Origin of the sequence: Meridianimarinicoccus aquatilis (assembly GCF_004358675.1) — a bacterium.
GTDB classification, from domain to species: domain Bacteria; phylum Pseudomonadota; class Alphaproteobacteria; order Rhodobacterales; family Rhodobacteraceae; genus Meridianimarinicoccus; species Meridianimarinicoccus aquatilis.
In genome coordinates this window covers 154543-172252 of the sequence record NZ_SMZO01000001.1, presented here as the reverse complement: position 1 = coordinate 172252, position 17710 = coordinate 154543, and the positions used below count along the sequence as shown (strand labels likewise).

Genomic DNA, 17710 nt, shown 5'->3' with positions numbered 1-17710 from the left:
TCTTACTTTCCTTCGATCGTCAGCGCATCGTTTACGAGCGCGGCTTGCTGGGCTTTGTGTTGCGACGCGAGGCCTGTGGCCGGTGAGGCCGAGGCAGCACGCCCTGCGTATTTCGGGCGTTTGTTCTTCGCCTTGATCCGGCGCAGCACCCATTCGACATTGGGTTCGATGAACGTCCAGGCCCCCTGGTTCTTGGGCTCTTCCTGACACCACAAGAAGTCAGCGTTCTTGAACCGATCCAGTTCCTTGACAAGGCTGAGTGCCGGGAACGGATAGAACTGTTCGATCCGCAGCAGGTACACATCATCGATCCCGCGTGCATCGCGTTCTTCCAGCAGGTCGTAATAGACCTTGCCCGAACACATCACCACGCGCTTGATCTTGTCGTCGGCGGCCAGCTTGGTGTCCGACTCGCCCGACTCGGCGCTGTCCCAAAGAACCCGGTGGAAGGACGAGCCTTCCGTAAAGTCCTTTGCTTCAGACACGGCAAGCTTGTGGCGCAGCAGCGATTTCGGCGTCATCAGCACCAGCGGCTTGCGGAAGCTGCGGTGGATCTGGCGGCGCAGAATGTGGAAATAGTTGGCCGGGGTCGTGCAGTTTGCCACGATCCAGTTGTCTTCCGCGCTCATCTGCAAGAACCGCTCAAGACGTGCCGAGCTGTGCTCTGGGCCTTGCCCTTCGAAGCCGTGTGGCAGCAGCATGACCAAGCCGGACATTCGCAGCCATTTGCGTTCGCCGCTGCTGATGAACTGGTCAAACATGATCTGTGCGCCATTGGCAAAGTCGCCGAACTGGGCTTCCCACATGACCAACGCGTTGGGTTCTGCCAATGAATAACCGTACTCGAACCCGAGTACCGCATATTCCGACAGGGCGCTGTCGATGACTTCGTAACGGGCCTGACCTTCGCGGATGTGGTTCAGCGGATAGTATCGTTCTTCTGTCTTCTGATCGATGAAGGCCGAATGACGCTGGCTGAACGTGCCGCGCGTACAATCCTGACCGGCAAGGCGGACCGGGTATCCTTCGGTGACAAGGCTGCCAAACGCAAGCGCTTCGGCTGTTGCCCAGTCGAACCCGGCACCCTTTTCGAACATTGCCTTTTTGGACTCCAGAAGTCGCCCGACCGTTTTGTGCAGGTTGAAATCGTCCGGCGCACGAACCAGCGCAGTGCCAACTTCCTGCAACGTCTCTGGTTTGATCCAGGTCTGACCGCGATCGTATTCTTCTTGCCGCGAATCGAGGTGCGACCAGCGCCCGTCCAGCCAGTCGGCCTTGTTGGGTTTATAGTCTTTCCCGGCTTCGAATTCTTCATTCATTTTTGCCTGGAACGACGCTTTCATGTCGTCAATCTCGCCTTCCGGGATCAACCCGTCGGCAACCAGACGTTCCGTGTAAAGCTGAAGCGTCGTCTTGTGGCGCTTGATCTTGGTGTACATTTCGGGCTGCGTGAACATGGGTTCATCGCCTTCGTTATGCCCGAAGCGACGGTAGCAGAAAATGTCGATGACCACGTCTTTGTGGAACTTCTGACGGAACTCTGTCGCGACCTTCGCGGCATGCACCACAGCTTCCGGGTCGTCCCCATTGACGTGGAAGATCGGGGCCTCGACCACCAGCGCGTTGTCGGTGGGGTAGGGGCTGGACCGGCTGAAATGCGGCGCTGTGGTGAACCCGATCTGGTTGTTCACAACGATATGCATGGTGCCGCCTGCGCGGTGCCCCAGAAGGCCCGACAGGGCAAAGCATTCGGCGACAACGCCTTGGCCCGCAAAAGCGGCATCGCCGTGCAGCAGGATCGGCAGGACGCTGATGCGCTCGTGGTCGTTGCTTTGTTCCTGCTTTGCGCGGACTTTACCCAGAACAACCGGGTTCACCGCCTCAAGGTGCGATGGGTTCGCGGTCAGGGACAGGTGGACGTTGTTGCCATCAAAGGCCCGGTCGGACGATGCGCCAAGGTGATATTTCACATCGCCAGAGCCGTCGACGTCTTCGGGTTTGAAGCTGCCGCCCTGAAATTCGTTGAAGATCGCGCGGTAGGGTTTTGCCATGACGTTGGCCAGCACCGACAGACGGCCCCGGTGGGGCATCCCGATCACGACATCGGTCACGCCAAGAGCGCCGCCGCGTTTGATGATCTGTTCCATCGCGGGGATCAGAGATTCGCCGCCATCAAGGCCAAAGCGCTTGGTGCCCATATATTTGACGTGCAGGAACTTTTCGAAGCCCTCTGCCTCGACCAGCTTGTTCAGGATCGCGCGGCGGCCTTCGCGTGTGAACTTGATTTCCTTGTCGAATCCTTCGATCCGTTCTTTCAGCCAGCTGGCTTCTTCGGGGTCGGAAATGTGCATGTATTGCAGCGCGAAGGTGCCGCAATAGGTCCGCTTCACGATGGCGAGGATCTCGCGCATCGTCGCGACCTGAAGACCCAGAACATTGTCGAGGAAAATCGGGCGATCCATGTCCGCGTCGCTGAACCCGTAGGATTTCGGGTCAAGCTCGGGGTGCGGGGTCTGGCTGCGCATGCCCAACGGATCGAGGTCCGCCACCAGGTGGCCACGGATGCGGTAGGCCCGGATGATCATCAGGGCGCGGATACTGTCCAGCACAGCGCGCTGTACCTGATCATCACTGATGCTGACGCCCTTTTCGGCGGCTTTCGACTTGATCTTGTCGCCGGCGGCTTTTGCTTCTTTCGCGGGGGCGGCGGGCCACTGTCCATCAAGGGCGGCGGTCAGATCGTCATCGGGGACCGGCGGCCAGTCGTTGCGGAGCCAAGAGGGGCCCGCGGCTTCGGTTTTCACATCGCGGTAGTCGTCGCCAAGGGCGTCGAAAAACTCACCCCATGCGGCATCGACGCTCGCCGGGTCCGTCGCATAGCGGGCATAAAGCTGCTCGATATACTCGGCATTGTGTCCTTGCAGAAAGCTGGACGCGTGAAAGAGGTCATTCGGGGAATGGTCGGTCATGGCATAACCTCGTGTGGGTTGGGACCATAGGAATTGGTGCCGGGTTGAGAGGGGCGCGTCAGCCACCACAGCACAACGAAGGGCGACGACAAGAACAAGAGGCCCGTAGCAATGACAACGAATCTGAACAAGCCAGACATCGACTCGTAGGTCAAAAGTCCGGTGCTTTCGAAAATGCCGGCAAAGAACGCGAGCCCAATCATGATGGTAACGGGGTAAAGGACATACAGACCCATGCGTCCAGTGTCATGCATGCGGCGCCAGCCAGCGGCAAGGCCGGGCACAAAGGTTGCGATGCTGAACAAGGGCGCGAAAAGGCCGGGTGCGGGGCCACCGTCGGGCGACGGGCCACCAAACAGAACGGTATCAATAACAGCGGCTATCATGGACCCGAGCCACAGAGCACCGGCAAACCACCAAAATTCCGACCGCGAGGCGCGACCGGAGAAGGTAACGTATTTGCGAAGGCAAGTCGCGATTGCCTGTTTTGGTCCCAAGGTTCTGGTCCTTCGCCCGCTTGGATGCGGGGCCGGTGTGGTGAGCGTCGGCGCGGAATGCGCCGAAGCCAAAATCAGGTCTTGTTGGGGATCAGGTTACCCCGACCGTCATAAGTTGAAAGGCACGTCGCCGTGACTTCGAACAGGCCATCATCGCCAATGACTGGCTGCGACACCTCTTTGAGTTCGGCCTCGCCGCACATCTTGACGAGTTCGGCGCGTGCTTGTTCGTCGGTGTGCGCCGCTGCGTTGTAGCGCAACGTTGCAGTTGTGACGCGTTCGGTCGTGCGGCTGGGCAGGGCGCCGTCGCATGCCGCCAAACCCAGGACAGACAAAAGCGCAAGCGCCGTTGCCGGGCGCAGAATTTGGCGGCAGGCGATCATTTGCCCATGGCCTTCAAGACGGCTTCGCCAAGACCGGCGGGGCTGTCAGCAACGATGATCCCGGCAGCTTGCATTGCCTCGATCTTGTCTTCGGCGCCACCTTTGCCGCCCGCGACGATCGCACCGGCGTGGCCCATGCGGCGACCCGGAGGAGCCGTGCGCCCGGCGATGAACCCAGCGGTTGGCTTCCAGCGGCCCTTTTTCTTTTCGTCGGCAAGGAACTGCGCGGCTTCTTCTTCGGCGCTGCCGCCGATTTCACCGATCATGATGATGCTTTCGGTTTCATCATCGGCAAGGAACCACTCCAGCACATCGATATGCTCGGTGCCTTTGATGGGGTCGCCGCCAATGCCGACACAGGTCGACTGACCAAGACCCACATCGGTAGTCTGCTTGACCGCCTCGTAGGTCAGGGTGCCGGACCGGGACACAACACCAACCGAGCCACGCTTGTGGATGTGGCCGGGCATGATGCCGATCTTGCAGGCATCAGGTGTGATGACGCCCGGGCAGTTCGGGCCAACCAGCTTGGACGACGTGCCTTCGAGGGCGCGCTTGACGCGCATCATGTCCAGCACCGGGATGCCTTCGGTGATGCAGACGATCAATTCCATTTCGGCATCGATCGCTTCGAGAATCGAGTCGGCCGCGAAGGGCGGCGGAACGTAGATCACGGTCGCGTTGGCTTCGGTGACGTGCTTGGCTTCGTGGACGGAGTTGAACACGGGCAGGCCCAGATGTTCCATGCCGCCTTTACCGGGTGTCACGCCGCCGACCATTTTGGTGCCGTAGGCGATGGCCTGTTCGGAGTGGAAGGTCCCTTGCGAGCCGGTGAAGCCCTGGCAGATGACCTTGGTGTTTTCGTCGATGAGGACTGCCATGGATTTAACCTTTCACCGCTTTCACGATCTTCTCAGCGCCGTCCCGAAGGTTTTCGGCAGCGATCACGTTCAGGCCGGAATTCGCGATGATTTCCTTGCCTTTTTCCACATTGGTGCCTTCGAGGCGCACAACAAGCGGAACCTCAAGCCCGACCTCTTTCACCGCGGCGATCACGCCCTCGGCGATGACGTCACAGCGCATGATGCCACCGAAGATGTTGACCAGAATACCTTTGACCTGCTTGTCAGAGGTGATGATCTTGAACGCTTCGGTCACTTTTTCCGTTGTGGCACCGCCGCCAACGTCAAGGAAGTTCGCAGGCTCGGCGCCGAACAGCTTGATGATGTCCATCGTCGCCATGGCCAGACCCGCACCGTTGACCATGCACCCGATCTCGCCATCCAGCGCGATGTAGTTCAGGTCGTACTTGGACGCTTCGAGTTCTTTGGGGTCTTCTTCGGTCTCGTCGCGCAGGGCGGCGATATCGGCGTGGCGGTAGACCGCGTTGCCGTCAAAACCCATCTTCGCGTCGAGGCATTTCAGATCACCACTGTCGGTCACGATCAGCGGGTTGATCTCGAGCATCTCCATGTCTTTGTCCATGAACAGCTGATAGAGCTGGCCCATGAGCTTGACGCATTGCTTGACCTGCGCGCCCTTCAGGCCGAGGTTGAACGCGATGCGGCGACCGTGGAAGCCTTGATACCCTGTTGCGGGATCAACCGCGAAGGACAGGATCTTTTCAGGAGTGTTTGCGGCGACTTCTTCGATGTCCATCCCGCCTTCGGTCGAACACACGAACGATACGCGCGATGTTTGACGATCCACCAGCAGGGCCAGGTAGAGTTCCGTCTCGATGCCGGAGCCGTCTTCGATGTAGACGCGGTTGACCTGCTTGCCGGCCGGACCGGATTGATGCGTGACCAGAGTGCGGCCCAGCATGCGCGCGGTTTCTTCAGCGGCTTCTTCCACCGATTTGGTCAGACGAACACCGCCCTTTTCGCCGGCTGACGCTTCTTTGAAGCTGCCTTTGCCGCGGCCACCTGCGTGGATCTGTGCCTTTACGACCCAAAGTGGTCCGTCAAGTTCGCCCGCAGCGGTTTTCGCGTCCTCTGCCTTGAGAACGACCCGCCCGTCAGAAACCGGCGCGCCGTAGTCGCGGAGAAGGGCTTTCGCCTGGTATTCATGAATGTTCATGAAGCTGTCCCGTCCTTAGTGCATGTTATGACTTGTCTAAAACACACGTACCCCGCCCTAGAAAATACCATATGGTCGCAGTAGGTCAGTTTCAGCCAAATAATCGGGTTTTGTGATCACGCGAAAAAAACGTGTGATCACATTTATCGGGCGCGGCGCTACTCTGGTGTCAGAATTATGTGTGCTGTGATCGCTAACGTAACGTAATTCCTTGAAATCGAATCACCGGGAAACAAAAAAAGGCCGCCCCTGATGTTCTCAGGAGCGGCCCAAATCTTGCGGACGTGGCGGATTATGCCAGCGACTCGTCGATGCCTTTACAGGCCGTTACGAGGCCCTTCACGGCGTCGACCGAATTGTCGAACATTGCCTGTTCGTCTTTCGACATGGAAATCTCGACGATGCGTTCGATGCCGCCGGCGCCGATCACAGTCGGAACGCCCACATACATGCCCTTCAGGCCAAATTCGCCGTCGCAATAGGCGGCGCATGGCAAGAGACGCTTTTGGTCCTTGAGATAGGCTTCGGCCATTTCGATCGCGCTGGTCGCTGGGGCGTAGAAAGCCGATCCAGTCTTGAGCAGGCCAACGATTTCCGCACCGCCATCACGGGTCCGCTGGATGATGCCATCCAGTTTCTCTTGCGTGGTCCAACCCATCTTTACCAGATCGGGAAGGGGGATGCCGCCAACGGTCGAGTAGCGCGCCAATGGAACCATCGTATCGCCATGGCCGCCCAGAACAAACGCGGTGACGTCCTTCATGGACACGTTGAATTCATCGGCAAGGAAGTGGCGGAAACGCGCGCTGTCCAGCACGCCAGCCATGCCGCAAACCTTGTTGTGCGGAAGGCCGGAGAATTCGCGCAGCGCCCAAACCATCGCATCAAGCGGGTTGGTGATGCAGATCACGAACGCGTCGGGGGCATTGTCGCGGATGCCTTCGCCGACAGATTTCATGACTTTCAGGTTGATCCCCAGAAGGTCATCGCGGCTCATGCCCGGCTTGCGCGGCACGCCTGCGGTCACGATGCACACATCTGCGCCAGCGATGTCGGCATAGTCATTGGTACCGACCATGGTCGCATCAAATTTTTCGGAAGGGCCGCTTTCAGCGATGTCCAGCGCTTTGCCTTGCGGGATGCCTTCGGTAATGTCGAACAGCACAACGTCGCCAAGTTCCTTCAGCGCGGCAAGGTGGGCGAGTGTTCCGCCGATTTGTCCCGCACCGATGAGGGCGATTTTGGGTCTGGCCATGGTCATTGATCTCCGATCACAGTGGATTGTGACGGGGTGCGTAGTCCGATTGAGGCTTTGAAGCAAGGTCCGCAGTTCTGAGGACGGGCAACGTTAGCGCCCCCATGTGGCAAGAAGCGAGATATTCCGGCGCTATTTTCGGAATGATAAATTAAGGCGCGGTATGCAAATCGACCTGTTGTTTCTTTGTGTTGCGATCCCCGGCGTATTGATCGCGGGTATATCCAAAGGGGGGTTTGGGGGCGGGGCATCTTTTGTCGCAACCCCGATCCTTGCATTGGTCATTGATCCGGCAATGTCGCTGGGTTTGATGCTGCCGCTTTTGATAGTCATGGATGTGGCCGGTTTGCGCGCCTACTGGGGCAAGTGGTCGCCGTCAGCGTCCCTTCGGCTTATCGCTGGCGGTGTGCTGGGCGTTATTTTGGCGGCTGCTGTGTATCGATTCACCGATCCCGACGTGTTCCGCTTTCTGATCGGCGCGATCTCGTTGGGGTTTGTGGTGTTTCAGCTTGGACTCAAACGCCGCTGGTGGGCGCCGCGCACTGTGCCGTTATCGCCGAAAGTGGGAGCCGGTTGCGGTGTGGTCATGGGATTTACCAGCTTCGTTGCCCATGCGGGCGGTCCTGCCGCGCTGATCTATCTTTTATCGCTTGGCTTGGGGAAGGTCACTTTTCAGGCGACGACGGTTGCCGTGTTTTCGGTCATGAACCTGAGCAAAGTCGGGATTTATGGGGCGCTTGGGTTCTTCAATTTCGAAACGCTCAAACTGGCTTTGTTGCTTGCCCCTGTTGCTTTGATCGGCGTCCTTTTGGGTGTGAAGGCCAACAGATTGGTGCCGGAACGCGTGTTTTTCGGCCTGACATATGTGTTGCTTGCCGGGGCGGGGCTGAAACTGGTTTGGGACGCGTTGACCTAAGCGGTGCAGGGGAATTCGCCTGATCGGGCACATCTTGCGCCCACTGGTGTCGATATTGCGGCGCAGCATTATTTCGGCTGCGGGGTTCCCAGCGCATGATTATTGTGCGATTGCAGCGAAAACCAATGAGGGAATCATGACAGCCATCGCCCGCCCGTTCCGCTCCGTTCTGTATATCCCCGGCTCTAATGCCCGCGCCTTGGAAAAGGCCAAAACGCTGCCGGTTGATGCGATTATCTTTGACCTGGAAGATGCGGTTGCCATGGAGGCAAAGGCAGACGCCCGTGCATTGCTCGCCAAGGTTCTTGGTGAAGGTGGCTATGGTCAACGGTTTCAAATCGTTCGTTTAAACGGAATGTCCAGCGAGTGGGGGGCGGACGATCTTGACGCCATCACCGCGATTGGGCCGCAGGCTGTTTTGCTGCCGAAAGCCGAAAGCGCAGCAGAGGTAGAGGCCGTCGCGGCCAAGCTTGATGCCATTCCGGCCTGCGCCGACACGCAAATCTGGACCATGATGGAAACGCCACGCGGCATCTTGAATGCGGCGGAGATTGCTGCGGCGCCGCGTATGGGCGGGTTCGTGATGGGCACCAACGATTTGGCCAAGGAACTTCGGACCCGATACACCCGCGACCGTCTGCCCATGCTGACATCGTTGCAACTTTGCCTTCTCGCTGCTCGCGCGGCCAATATTGCGATCGTCGACGGAGTTTATAACGCCTTCAAAGACGAAGACGGCCTGCGCCGCGAATGTGAGCAGGGGTGTGACATGGGGTTCGACGGCAAGACGTTGATTCACCCTGCCCAAGTGGCGGCCACAAACGAGGTGTTCGCGCCGTCTGAGGAAGACATTGAGCTTGCCCGCCGCCAGATCGACGCGTTCGAGGCGGCAGAAGCCGAAGGCAAGGGTGTCGCGGTCGTGGATGGAAAGATTGTTGAAAACCTGCATATCGTAACAGCGAGACAGACCTTGGCAAAAGCCGAGGCTATAGCCGCCTTGGAGGGCTGATATGGGATTTCTTCTGCTGATACTCGGGATCGCGTTGTGGATTGGCGCGCATGTCTTCAAACGCGTCGCCCCAGAGCGGCGTGCAGCGATGGGCGACAAGGGGCGGGGCGTGATTGCGGCACTGCTTGGGCTGTCGTTGTTGCTGATTATTCTCGGGTATCGCGGAGCGGGGTTCATCAACGTCTGGTACCCGCCCGAGTGGATGGTGCACATCAACAACGTTCTGATGTTGTTTGCCTTTTACTCGTTCGGGATCGGCGCGTCCAAGGGCAGGCACGCGCAGAAGATCCGCCACCCGCAATTGACTGCGGTGAAGATCTGGGCCGTCGCACACCTGATCGCGAACGGTGATCTGGCGTCGATTGTGCTGTTTGGCAGTATGCTGGGCTGGGCGGTTGCCGAAGTTATCTTGATCAACAAGGCAGTGCCTGTTTGGGAAAAACCTTCGGAAATCCGGCCCAATGGTGACGTGAAGAACGCGATCATTTCGGCGGTTTTGTATGTCATCGTTGCCGGTATCCACGTCTTGTTGGGAGTGTACCCCTTTGGCTGATGGCACGACGCTGTACCGATTCCTGAGTGCCGATGACACATCCGAGTTTTGCCACAAGGTCAGCGCGGCGCTGGCGAAGGGTTGGGTGCTGCATGGCTCGCCCACCTATGCATTTGATGCGGCCCGCGGCGTGATGCGGTGCGGTCAGGCTGTCACAAAGCCGGTTGCGGTGCCTTACACGTCAGAGATGAAATTAGGAGAGCAGTAATGGCCAAGACCAATCCGGGCCGCTTCTTTGAAGACTATAAAGTGGGCGAGGTGATTGCCCACGCGGTGCCGCGGACCGTCGCCGAAGGGGAGCGGGCACTTTATCACGCGCTTTATCCGGCGCGGCATGCCCTGTATTCATCGGACATGTTTGCGCAGGACTGCGGGCTGGAAAGTTCGCCGCTTGACGACATGGCAGCGTTTCACGTGGTCTTTGGCAAGACGGTGCCGGACATTTCCCTGAACGCGGTGGCCAATCTTGGCTATGCCGAGGGGCGATTTTTGCGCCCGGTCTGGCCGGGCGATACGCTGCGGTCGGTGTCCGAGGTCATTGGCCTTAAGCAGAATTCGAACGGCAAGACCGGTGTCGTCTGGGTTCGGACAACGGGCCTGAACCAGCAAGACGAGCCTGTGATGGGCTATGTCCGCTGGGTTATGGTGCGCAAAAACGATCTGGACGCGCCTGCGCCGGAAACGGTTGTTCCTGATCTGAAATCGGCACTTGACGTTACGGACCTTTCCATCCCCGAAGGTTTGGATTTCACCGGGTATGACTTTGTGCAGGCTGGTGAAGCGCATCGGTGGGGCGATTATGGGGTCGGTGAGGTCATCGACCACGTGGACGGTGTCACGCTGGAAGAGGCCGAGCACATGTTGGCCACGCGGCTTTGGCAAAACACGGCCAAGGTGCATTTCGACGCCACGTTCCGGCCGGATGGTCAACGGCTGATCTATGGTGGGCACATCATCTCGCTGGCCCGCGCTTTGTCATTCAATGGCTTGGCCAATGCGCAGATGATTGCCGGTCTGAATTCTGGTGCCCACGCAAACCCTGCGTTTTCGGGGCTGACGGTCAAGGCGTGGTCCGAGGTCTTGGACAAGGCAGAAACGGATGCACCCGGCGTGGGCGCCATTCGTTTGCGGCTGGTGGCTGTGAAGGCTGGGGCGGAGCCCGGCAAACTGCGCGGCGAGGACGGGAAATACCTGCCTGACGTGTTGCTGGACCTCGACTATTGGGCCCTTATGCCAATCTAACTGGCCTTGAAGACGAAGGGCAGACGCGCGGATGCACCGCAAATCTGCCCTTTGTTCGGGAATTCCGTCAAAGCATCATTTCTTGAGCGGCGCTGCTCATTCGTGGGCTGCGCCGTGTGCTTGGCAATGGTAGCGGAAACAATTGCTTCGCGGGCTGAGTCGCGGCTCTGCCTTAAAATTTTGCATGTTTCCTTTTGCAGTGCGATTTTGTGATAACACTTTTCAGACGTGTGATCACATTCATGATTTTTCCGGTGTCTTGCGCCAAAACACCGCGCCTTTGTGGGTGTCTGGCCCACTGACAGGGCGCGGAAAAGTGCTATCACATGCCCAACCAGCACGTTTCTCGTGAAAGGATGGTCCATGGCCGACGTTAACCGCGGGAACCGCCCGCTTTCTCCGCACCTGCAAATTTATCGCCCGCAGCTGACTTCGATCACATCGATCCTGACAAGGATCACAGGGAATGCCCTGTTGATCTCGGGTCTGTTGATCGTTTGGTGGTTCCTTGCCGCCAGCTATGGCCCCGAAGCCTTTGCGACCGCTGACGGTGTACTGACCTCGTGGTTCGGTGACCTTGTTCTGGCGCTTTCGGTGCTGGGTCTTTGGTATCACACGCTGGCGGGTGTTCGTCACCTGATCTGGGATACTGGTCGCGGCTTCGAGATTGAAACCGCCGAAAAGCTTGGTTGGGCGTGTCTGGGCGGGTCGGTTTTGCTGACGCTCATCACCCTGATCGCTGTTTAAGGAGGCACCCATGGCATATTTGACCGACCGCAAGCGCGCCCGGGGCATGGGCGCTGCCAAGACCGGCACAGAGCATCTTTGGTCCATGACGGTATCCTCCGTCGCGCTTTTGATCCTGATCCCGCTGTTCGTCTTTACAGTGGGCCCGATGATTGGCGCCCCATACGAAGAGGTCGCGGCCTATTACGCGCGTCCTTTCCCCGCCATTATCGCGGGTCTGACCATCGTTGTCAGCTTTTTGCACTTCAAAGGCGGTGTCCAGGTGCTGATTGAGGACTACGTGCATGGCATGGCGCGCAAGGTTTGGATCATCGCGATGATTTGCCTGAGCTATGCTGCAATCGGCACCGGGCTTTTCGCGCTCGTGCGCCTTGCGCTGTGATTTGACGGAGTAACACGAATGGCTGCTTACGAATACGAGACGCATGAATTTGACGTCGTTGTGGTTGGCGCTGGCGGTGCCGGTCTGCGGGCGACGCTTGGGATGGCTGAGCAGGGGCTGCGCACGGCTTGCGTGACCAAGGTTTTTCCGACCCGGTCGCATACCGTTGCGGCGCAGGGCGGCATCGCGGCGTCGCTTGGCAACATGGGCCCCGATAGCTGGCAATGGCACATGTACGATACGGTGAAGGGGTCGGACTGGCTGGGCGACACCGACGCGATGGAATACCTCGCACGTGAAGCCCCCAAGGCCGTTTATGAGCTGGAACATTATGGTGTGCCGTTCTCGCGCACTGAAGAAGGCAAGATTTACCAGCGTCCGTTTGGCGGTCACACCACGCAATATGGCGAAGGCCCCCCCGTGCAGCGCACTTGTGCTGCGGCGGACCGGACAGGGCACGCGATCTTGCACACGCTTTACGGTCAGTCCCTGAAGAACAATGCGGAATTCTATATCGAGTATTTCGCGATTGATCTGATCATGTCCGAAGACGGGTCCTGCCAAGGCGTTCTGGCGTGGAAACTGGATGACGGCACGCTGCACCTTTTCAACGCCAAGATGACAGTTCTGGCGACGGGCGGCTATGGTCGGGCCTATTTTTCGGCGACGTCGGCGCACACGTGCACTGGCGATGGCGGCGGCATGGTCGCGCGGCAAGGTCTGCCGTTGCAGGACATGGAGTTCGTTCAGTTCCACCCGACCGGCATTTACGGTGCGGGCTGCCTGATTACCGAAGGCGCACGCGGCGAGGGCGGGTATCTGACCAACTCAGAAGGCGAGCGGTTCATGGAGCGCTACGCCCCGACCTACAAGGATTTGGCGTCGCGCGACGTGGTTTCACGCTGTATGACGATGGAAATCCGCGAAGGGCGCGGCGTGGGCGAGAATGGCGATCACATTCATCTGCACTTGAACCACCTGCCGCCTGAAACTTTGCACCTGCGGTTGCCCGGTATTTCGGAAAGCGCGCGCATCTTCGCAGGCGTGGACTTGAACAAGGAACCGATCCCGGTTTTGCCGACCGTACATTATAACATGGGCGGTATTCCGACCAACTATTGGGGTGAAGTTCTGAACCCGACCGCTGAAAGCCCAGATGCGATTGCGCCGGGCCTGATGGCTGTTGGCGAAGCGGGCTGCGCCTCTGTTCACGGTGCGAACCGGCTTGGGTCGAACAGCTTGATCGACTTGGTGGTGTTTGGCCGCGCGGCTGCGATCAAGGCGGCTGAAGTTGTGGACCCGAAGGCGGCAAACCCACGGATCAACATGGCGTCGGTCGAAAAGGCGCTGGACCGGTTCGACGGGCTGCGTCATGCGAAAGGCGCCATCGGCACTGCCGAACTGCGGCTTGAAATGCAAAAAACCATGCAAGCGGATGCGGCGGTGTTCCGTACCGACAAGACGCTGGCCGAAGGCTGCGTCAAGATGGATGCGGTTGCTGGCAAAATGGATGACATCGCCGTCACCGACCGGTCACTTGTCTGGAACAGCGACCTTATGGAAACGCTTGAGCTGACCAACCTGATGCCCAACGCGCTTGCCACGATCCACGCTGCCGAAGCGCGCAAGGAAAGCCGCGGTGCCCACGCACACGAGGACTATCCCGACCGCGACGACGAAAACTGGCGCAAGCATTCGCTTTGCTATGTCAATGGCGAGGTGACGCTGGATTATCGTCCGGTCCACCTGAATCCGCTGATGGGCCATAACGAAGGTGGCATCGACCTTGCCAAGATCGCGCCCAAGGCGCGGGTTTATTAAGGAGCAACTGACATGGTTCAACTGACCCTGCCCAAAAACTCGCGCATCACGACAGGCAAGACCTGGCCCAAGCCCGAGGGCGCCAAGAACGTTCGCAAGTTCCAGATCTATCGCTGGAACCCGGATGATGGCAAAAACCCCTGCGTCGACACATATTTCGTCGATCTTGATACATGCGGCCCGATGATTTTGGACGCGCTGATCAAGATCAAGAACGAGATTGACCCGACGCTGACCTTCCGCCGGTCCTGCCGCGAAGGCATCTGTGGATCCTGTGCGATGAACATCGACGGGATCAACACGCTTGCCTGTATCTATGGCATGGATGAGGTTAAGGGTGACGTGAAGATCTATCCGCTGCCGCATATGCCGGTGGTCAAGGATCTGATCCCTGACCTGACGCATTTCTATGCGCAGCACGCGTCAATCATGCCGTGGCTTGAGACCAAGACCAACACGCCTGCCAAAGAATGGAAGCAGTCGGTCGAAGATCGCGAAAAGCTTGACGGTCTTTATGAATGCGTCATGTGCGCGTGCTGTTCCACATCCTGCCCATCCTACTGGTGGAACGGTGATCGTTACCTTGGGCCAGCAGCCTTGCTGCATGCCTATCGCTGGATCATCGACAGCCGTGATGAGGCGACTGGCGAGCGTCTTGACGAGTTGGAAGATCCCTTCAAACTCTATCGCTGCCACACGATCATGAACTGCGCCAAGACCTGTCCAAAGGGGCTGAACCCGGCCAAAGCGATCGGGTCCATCAAGAAAATGATGGTGGAGCGGCACGTGTAACCCGCATATGCTGATCGGACTTGCACTCGCCGCCCTTGCCGGGGCGGCGATTCCGTTTGGAGCCTGGCTTGGCACATTTCGCCGTGCCGGTCCGACGCCCCATGCGGTGGCGCTCCGGCACGGGATCGTGGCGTTTGGGGCAGGGGCGCTTTTGTCGGCCGTTGCCTTGGTACTGGTGCCTGAGGGTGCTGAACGGGTTCATCCTGTTGCTGTACCGCTGATCTTTGTGGCGGGGGGCGTCGCATTTGCTTTTGTTGATCGGGCGCTGGCGCGGCGGGGTGGGCATGTTGCCCAATTCCTTGCGATGATGCTGGATTATCTGCCTGAAGCCTTGGCTCTTGGGGCGATGCTGGCAGGGGACCCATCCGTGGCGGTTTTGTTGGCCATGCTGATTGCGATGCAAAACTTGCCCGAAGGGTTCAACGCGTTTCGGGAAATGAAAGAGGGCAGCGGGTGGTCTGACCGGCGACTTTTGCTGCTGTTCACCGCGATGGTGCCACTTGGGCCGATTATGGCCTTTATTGGCATGGCGGTGATCGATGCGGACTCGGCGCTTTTGGGCAGTTTGATGCTCTTTTCCGCCGGGGGCATACTTTACCTTCTGTTCGAAGATGTCGCGCCGCTGGTGCCGCTCAAAGACGTTTGGGCACCGCCTTTCGGGGCGGTTGCTGGCTTTGCCTTGGGATTGGCCGGCCACATGGCAACAGGCGGCTGACGCGGGCCAATCACGTGCCCTGAGCGGCCAGTCTGTCGAGGCTGTCGATTCCGGCGCGAATTGGTGTCGGGCCTCGGGAGCGGGCGATTTGCTGAATCCCAACATAAACGCAAAAAAAACGCGACTTAAACGATCGCAAGGTTACTTGGTCTCAAGCGATCGTCACCACACCTGCGTTTGAGAAGCTCAGACCAAGTATACATAGAAACTCAACCTAAATGAGACAACAGAACGAAGAGCCGATCGACGCCGTCATTACTTGGGTCAACGGAAGTTCGGAGGCGCATCGTAGCGCGCGCCACAAGTACATGGTCGAGGCACGTCGCCCGCTGCATGAGAACGCGATTAATCCGCACCGATGGGCCTGCAACAACGAAATCCTATATTGCCTGCAATCAATTCACAACTTTGCACCCTGGACGCGAAACATCTGGATTGTCGTTGACGGTGAAACCCCAGACCTATCTAGGCTTTCCGATGAATTGCGGGCTAAAGTGAGCTTTGTCCTTCATCGTGACATCTTCAAAGAATTCAATACTGTGCTGCCCACTTTCAATTCTCTGGCGATTGAAAGCCTCATTTGGAGAATTGATGGCCTCAGTGAGTGTTTCATGTATTTCAACGACGATGTATTTCTAACGGCTCCATTGAATCCGAATGATGTATTCAGAGACTTTTCTCCTGTATTGCGCGGGAAATGGGTGGATTACAGCGATATATTGCGGGATCCGACCGTGCGACGTGACCCTTCGAAATTCAACCATTACATGCAGTTGAACGCCGCAAGCCTGATGGGGTTTGACGAAAGTACGCTTTTTTGCTCAGCGCATGTGGTTCATCCGCTCCGTCGCTCGGTGATGGCCAGACTGTTTGTTCAGTATAGCGAGGCATTTATAGACAATATCGGGCATCGTTTTCGGGACCTAAGCCAGTTCCTGCCTCAAGGACTGCACAATCACGCCTGCATCCTGGCTCAGGATGCTGTAATTCATACGGTTGATGATCATCGTCATATCAGGAGCGGCCAAGGTCTTGGTCAATCTTTGTCCGAAACAATGTCGCTTCTGCAAAGCGCTGCCAGCCCAGAGATAAAATTCCTTTGCGTTAACGATTTGCCAAAACTGGAAAGCGTGATTTCAGGGGTAAACGAATGGCTGGGTCAAGTGATCGGTGGCTTTCCCGACATGCCGAGATGTGACCGGTTGTGACCCAAGCCCGCTTACAGCGAAGTCAATTTTGTGCGTGTTTTCAGGGTGTAAGGCACGACAGTTTTGATCAGCTCCAGTGCGGCAGGCAACATTGCTGTGAAATGCTGCGCGGAAGATGACTTGTGTTACATTCTCTCGTTGATCTGCTTGCGCATCTCAGAAAAGCAGTTGGCCAACGTGGTACGGCTTTTGCGATATCTGATGATCTGATCCTCCAGCACTGCGTCTCCTGCCCGACCGCAGTCATCAATCACGGTACCGATGCAGATAGGGTCTTCGCAGCGAAGGCAGGAGGGGAAACGGCGTATGAAAGCCAGTTTTGGCCTGCCGGAGTTCAAGATGCTTGCGTCTTTGCAGCGCTTCTCGCGGTGCCCTGATACGCGGCGCGTCGGCTTGAGCAACGCGTCCTGTTCATAATCGCGCGATATGCGCACCGCAACGCCGCAAGAGCTCGCCTGACTGTTTTGACAGGTCAGGTTTTCGGAAACTGGCCACAACGCGGTGAGATAATCGAGAACGCCATCGGTCGAGATGGCGCGCACGCGGTGTTACGACTGACGCAGCCATTGCACGGTAAGCTCGGTGGTCAGGTTCCCTGGAAGGTGCAGAGATTGCCCCCAGTTTCGTGCGCCAAACTCCGGCGCAATTTTTTTGAGTGAACGTCATAGACAGGCCGATCACTGGACCAAAAGCCGCTTCCACGAGCTATCCTGCGGCGTACCCGGATTAATTTCAGGGCAATTTCGGGCCGGAATGCGAACACATGTGCGGTGCGATCTTCGGTTGAATAAGGTCCAAGCTTGCGTCGATCACTGAGTGTACAAGGGCGTCATTGGCTGAACCGTGAGCCAAGTGCCATTCGCCGCATTTTGAGGATATCGAAGATGCTTGCATTTGACATGGCGGACCTGTGCGTTGACGAAGGGAATGTCGAAAAAGGTCGGAATGGTGGCATGATGGTACAGGTCTTCTGCAAGTTTGGCGATCGGGATGACCCCGGTTTTGACGCGGCGCCCAATGGCTGCACATCGTCATGATCTTGCCCATACTTGGTATTCTGGTTCTGATTTGGATGTTCTTTACATTCAAAGCACGTCAGCGAACGCGCTATTGCCGATGGCGCGAAAATCATAGTCGTGACA

The 17710-nt window shown here is 57.9% G+C and carries 18 protein-coding genes; 12 read left to right on the top strand and 6 right to left on the bottom strand.

Annotated elements, in window-relative coordinates; genetic code table 11:
- Positions 1–2: 2 nt before the first annotated feature.
- The 6 genes from E2L05_RS00815 to mdh form a co-directional block, all read right to left on the bottom strand.
- Entirely contained in the window at positions 3–2969 is a 2967-nt protein-coding gene (locus E2L05_RS00815; RefSeq protein ID WP_133340984.1) for a 2-oxoglutarate dehydrogenase E1 component, read from the bottom strand.
- A complete protein-coding gene (locus E2L05_RS00810; protein WP_133340983.1) occupies positions 2966–3466 on the bottom strand; it encodes a DUF805 domain-containing protein in 501 nt (166 codons plus the stop codon). Before E2L05_RS00810 ends, E2L05_RS00815 begins: the two co-directional genes overlap by 4 nt.
- A 74-nt stretch (positions 3467–3540) precedes the next feature.
- Complete coding sequence (locus tag E2L05_RS00805; protein ID WP_133340982.1) at positions 3541–3849, bottom strand: hypothetical protein; 309 nt, start codon at positions 3847–3849, stop codon at positions 3541–3543.
- Positions 3846–4730, bottom strand: coding sequence for a succinate--CoA ligase subunit alpha (sucD, locus tag E2L05_RS00800; RefSeq protein ID WP_133340981.1), 885 nt, complete (start codon positions 4728–4730; stop codon positions 3846–3848). Before sucD ends, E2L05_RS00805 begins: the two co-directional genes overlap by 4 nt.
- Before the next feature lie 4 nt (positions 4731–4734).
- Positions 4735–5928 carry an ADP-forming succinate--CoA ligase subunit beta gene (sucC, locus tag E2L05_RS00795; RefSeq protein WP_133340980.1) on the bottom strand — a complete coding sequence of 398 codons (1194 nt, stop codon included), beginning with the start codon at positions 5926–5928 and terminating at the stop codon, positions 4735–4737.
- A 292-nt stretch (positions 5929–6220) separates the two neighbouring features.
- On the bottom strand, positions 6221–7183 hold the full coding sequence (gene mdh, locus E2L05_RS00790; protein ID WP_133340979.1) for a malate dehydrogenase: 963 nt from the start codon (positions 7181–7183) through the stop codon (positions 6221–6223).
- A gap of 163 nt (positions 7184–7346) precedes the next feature.
- Here mdh and E2L05_RS00785 point away from each other — a divergent pair, with 163 nt between their 5' ends.
- The 12 genes from E2L05_RS00785 (at position 7347) to E2L05_RS20655 (ending at position 17605) form a co-directional block, all read left to right on the top strand.
- On the top strand, positions 7347–8099 hold the full coding sequence (locus tag E2L05_RS00785) for a sulfite exporter TauE/SafE family protein (protein WP_133340978.1): 753 nt from the start codon (positions 7347–7349) through the stop codon (positions 8097–8099).
- A gap of 136 nt (positions 8100–8235) precedes the next feature.
- On the top strand, positions 8236–9108 hold the full coding sequence (locus E2L05_RS00780; RefSeq protein WP_133340977.1) for an HpcH/HpaI aldolase/citrate lyase family protein: 873 nt from the start codon (positions 8236–8238) through the stop codon (positions 9106–9108).
- A gap of 1 nt (position 9109) precedes the next feature.
- Entirely contained in the window at positions 9110–9661 is a 552-nt protein-coding gene (locus E2L05_RS00775; RefSeq protein ID WP_133340976.1) for an NnrU family protein, read from the top strand.
- Complete coding sequence (locus E2L05_RS00770) at positions 9654–9869, top strand: DUF1737 domain-containing protein (protein ID WP_243721819.1); 216 nt, start codon at positions 9654–9656, stop codon at positions 9867–9869. The genes E2L05_RS00775 and E2L05_RS00770 overlap by 8 nt, the downstream gene beginning before the upstream one ends.
- Positions 9869–10903 (top strand): MaoC family dehydratase, encoded by a 1035-nt coding sequence (locus E2L05_RS00765; protein WP_133340975.1) that lies wholly within the window; start codon positions 9869–9871, stop codon positions 10901–10903. Before E2L05_RS00770 ends, E2L05_RS00765 begins: the two co-directional genes overlap by 1 nt.
- 363 nt (positions 10904–11266) lie before the next feature.
- Entirely contained in the window at positions 11267–11650 is a 384-nt protein-coding gene (sdhC, locus tag E2L05_RS00760) for a succinate dehydrogenase, cytochrome b556 subunit (RefSeq protein ID WP_133340974.1), read from the top strand.
- A 10-nt stretch (positions 11651–11660) separates the two neighbouring features.
- Positions 11661–12032 carry a succinate dehydrogenase, hydrophobic membrane anchor protein gene (gene sdhD / locus E2L05_RS00755; protein ID WP_133340973.1) on the top strand — a complete coding sequence of 124 codons (372 nt, stop codon included), beginning with the start codon at positions 11661–11663 and terminating at the stop codon, positions 12030–12032.
- An 18-nt stretch (positions 12033–12050) separates the two neighbouring features.
- Entirely contained in the window at positions 12051–13853 is a 1803-nt protein-coding gene (gene sdhA, locus E2L05_RS00750) for a succinate dehydrogenase flavoprotein subunit (protein ID WP_133340972.1), read from the top strand.
- Positions 13854–13865: 12 nt separating this feature from the next.
- Entirely contained in the window at positions 13866–14645 is a 780-nt protein-coding gene (locus E2L05_RS00745; RefSeq protein ID WP_133340971.1) for a succinate dehydrogenase iron-sulfur subunit, read from the top strand.
- 7 nt (positions 14646–14652) lie between these two features.
- Complete coding sequence (locus tag E2L05_RS00740; RefSeq protein ID WP_133340970.1) at positions 14653–15360, top strand: ZIP family metal transporter; 708 nt, start codon at positions 14653–14655, stop codon at positions 15358–15360.
- Positions 15361–15578: 218 nt separating this feature from the next.
- On the top strand, positions 15579–16568 hold the full coding sequence (locus E2L05_RS00735) for a Stealth CR1 domain-containing protein (RefSeq protein ID WP_133340969.1): 990 nt from the start codon (positions 15579–15581) through the stop codon (positions 16566–16568).
- Between the two features lie 884 nt (positions 16569–17452).
- Positions 17453–17605, top strand: coding sequence for a hypothetical protein (locus tag E2L05_RS20655; RefSeq protein ID WP_165971659.1), 153 nt, complete (start codon positions 17453–17455; stop codon positions 17603–17605).
- Positions 17606–17710: the final 105 nt, after the last annotated feature.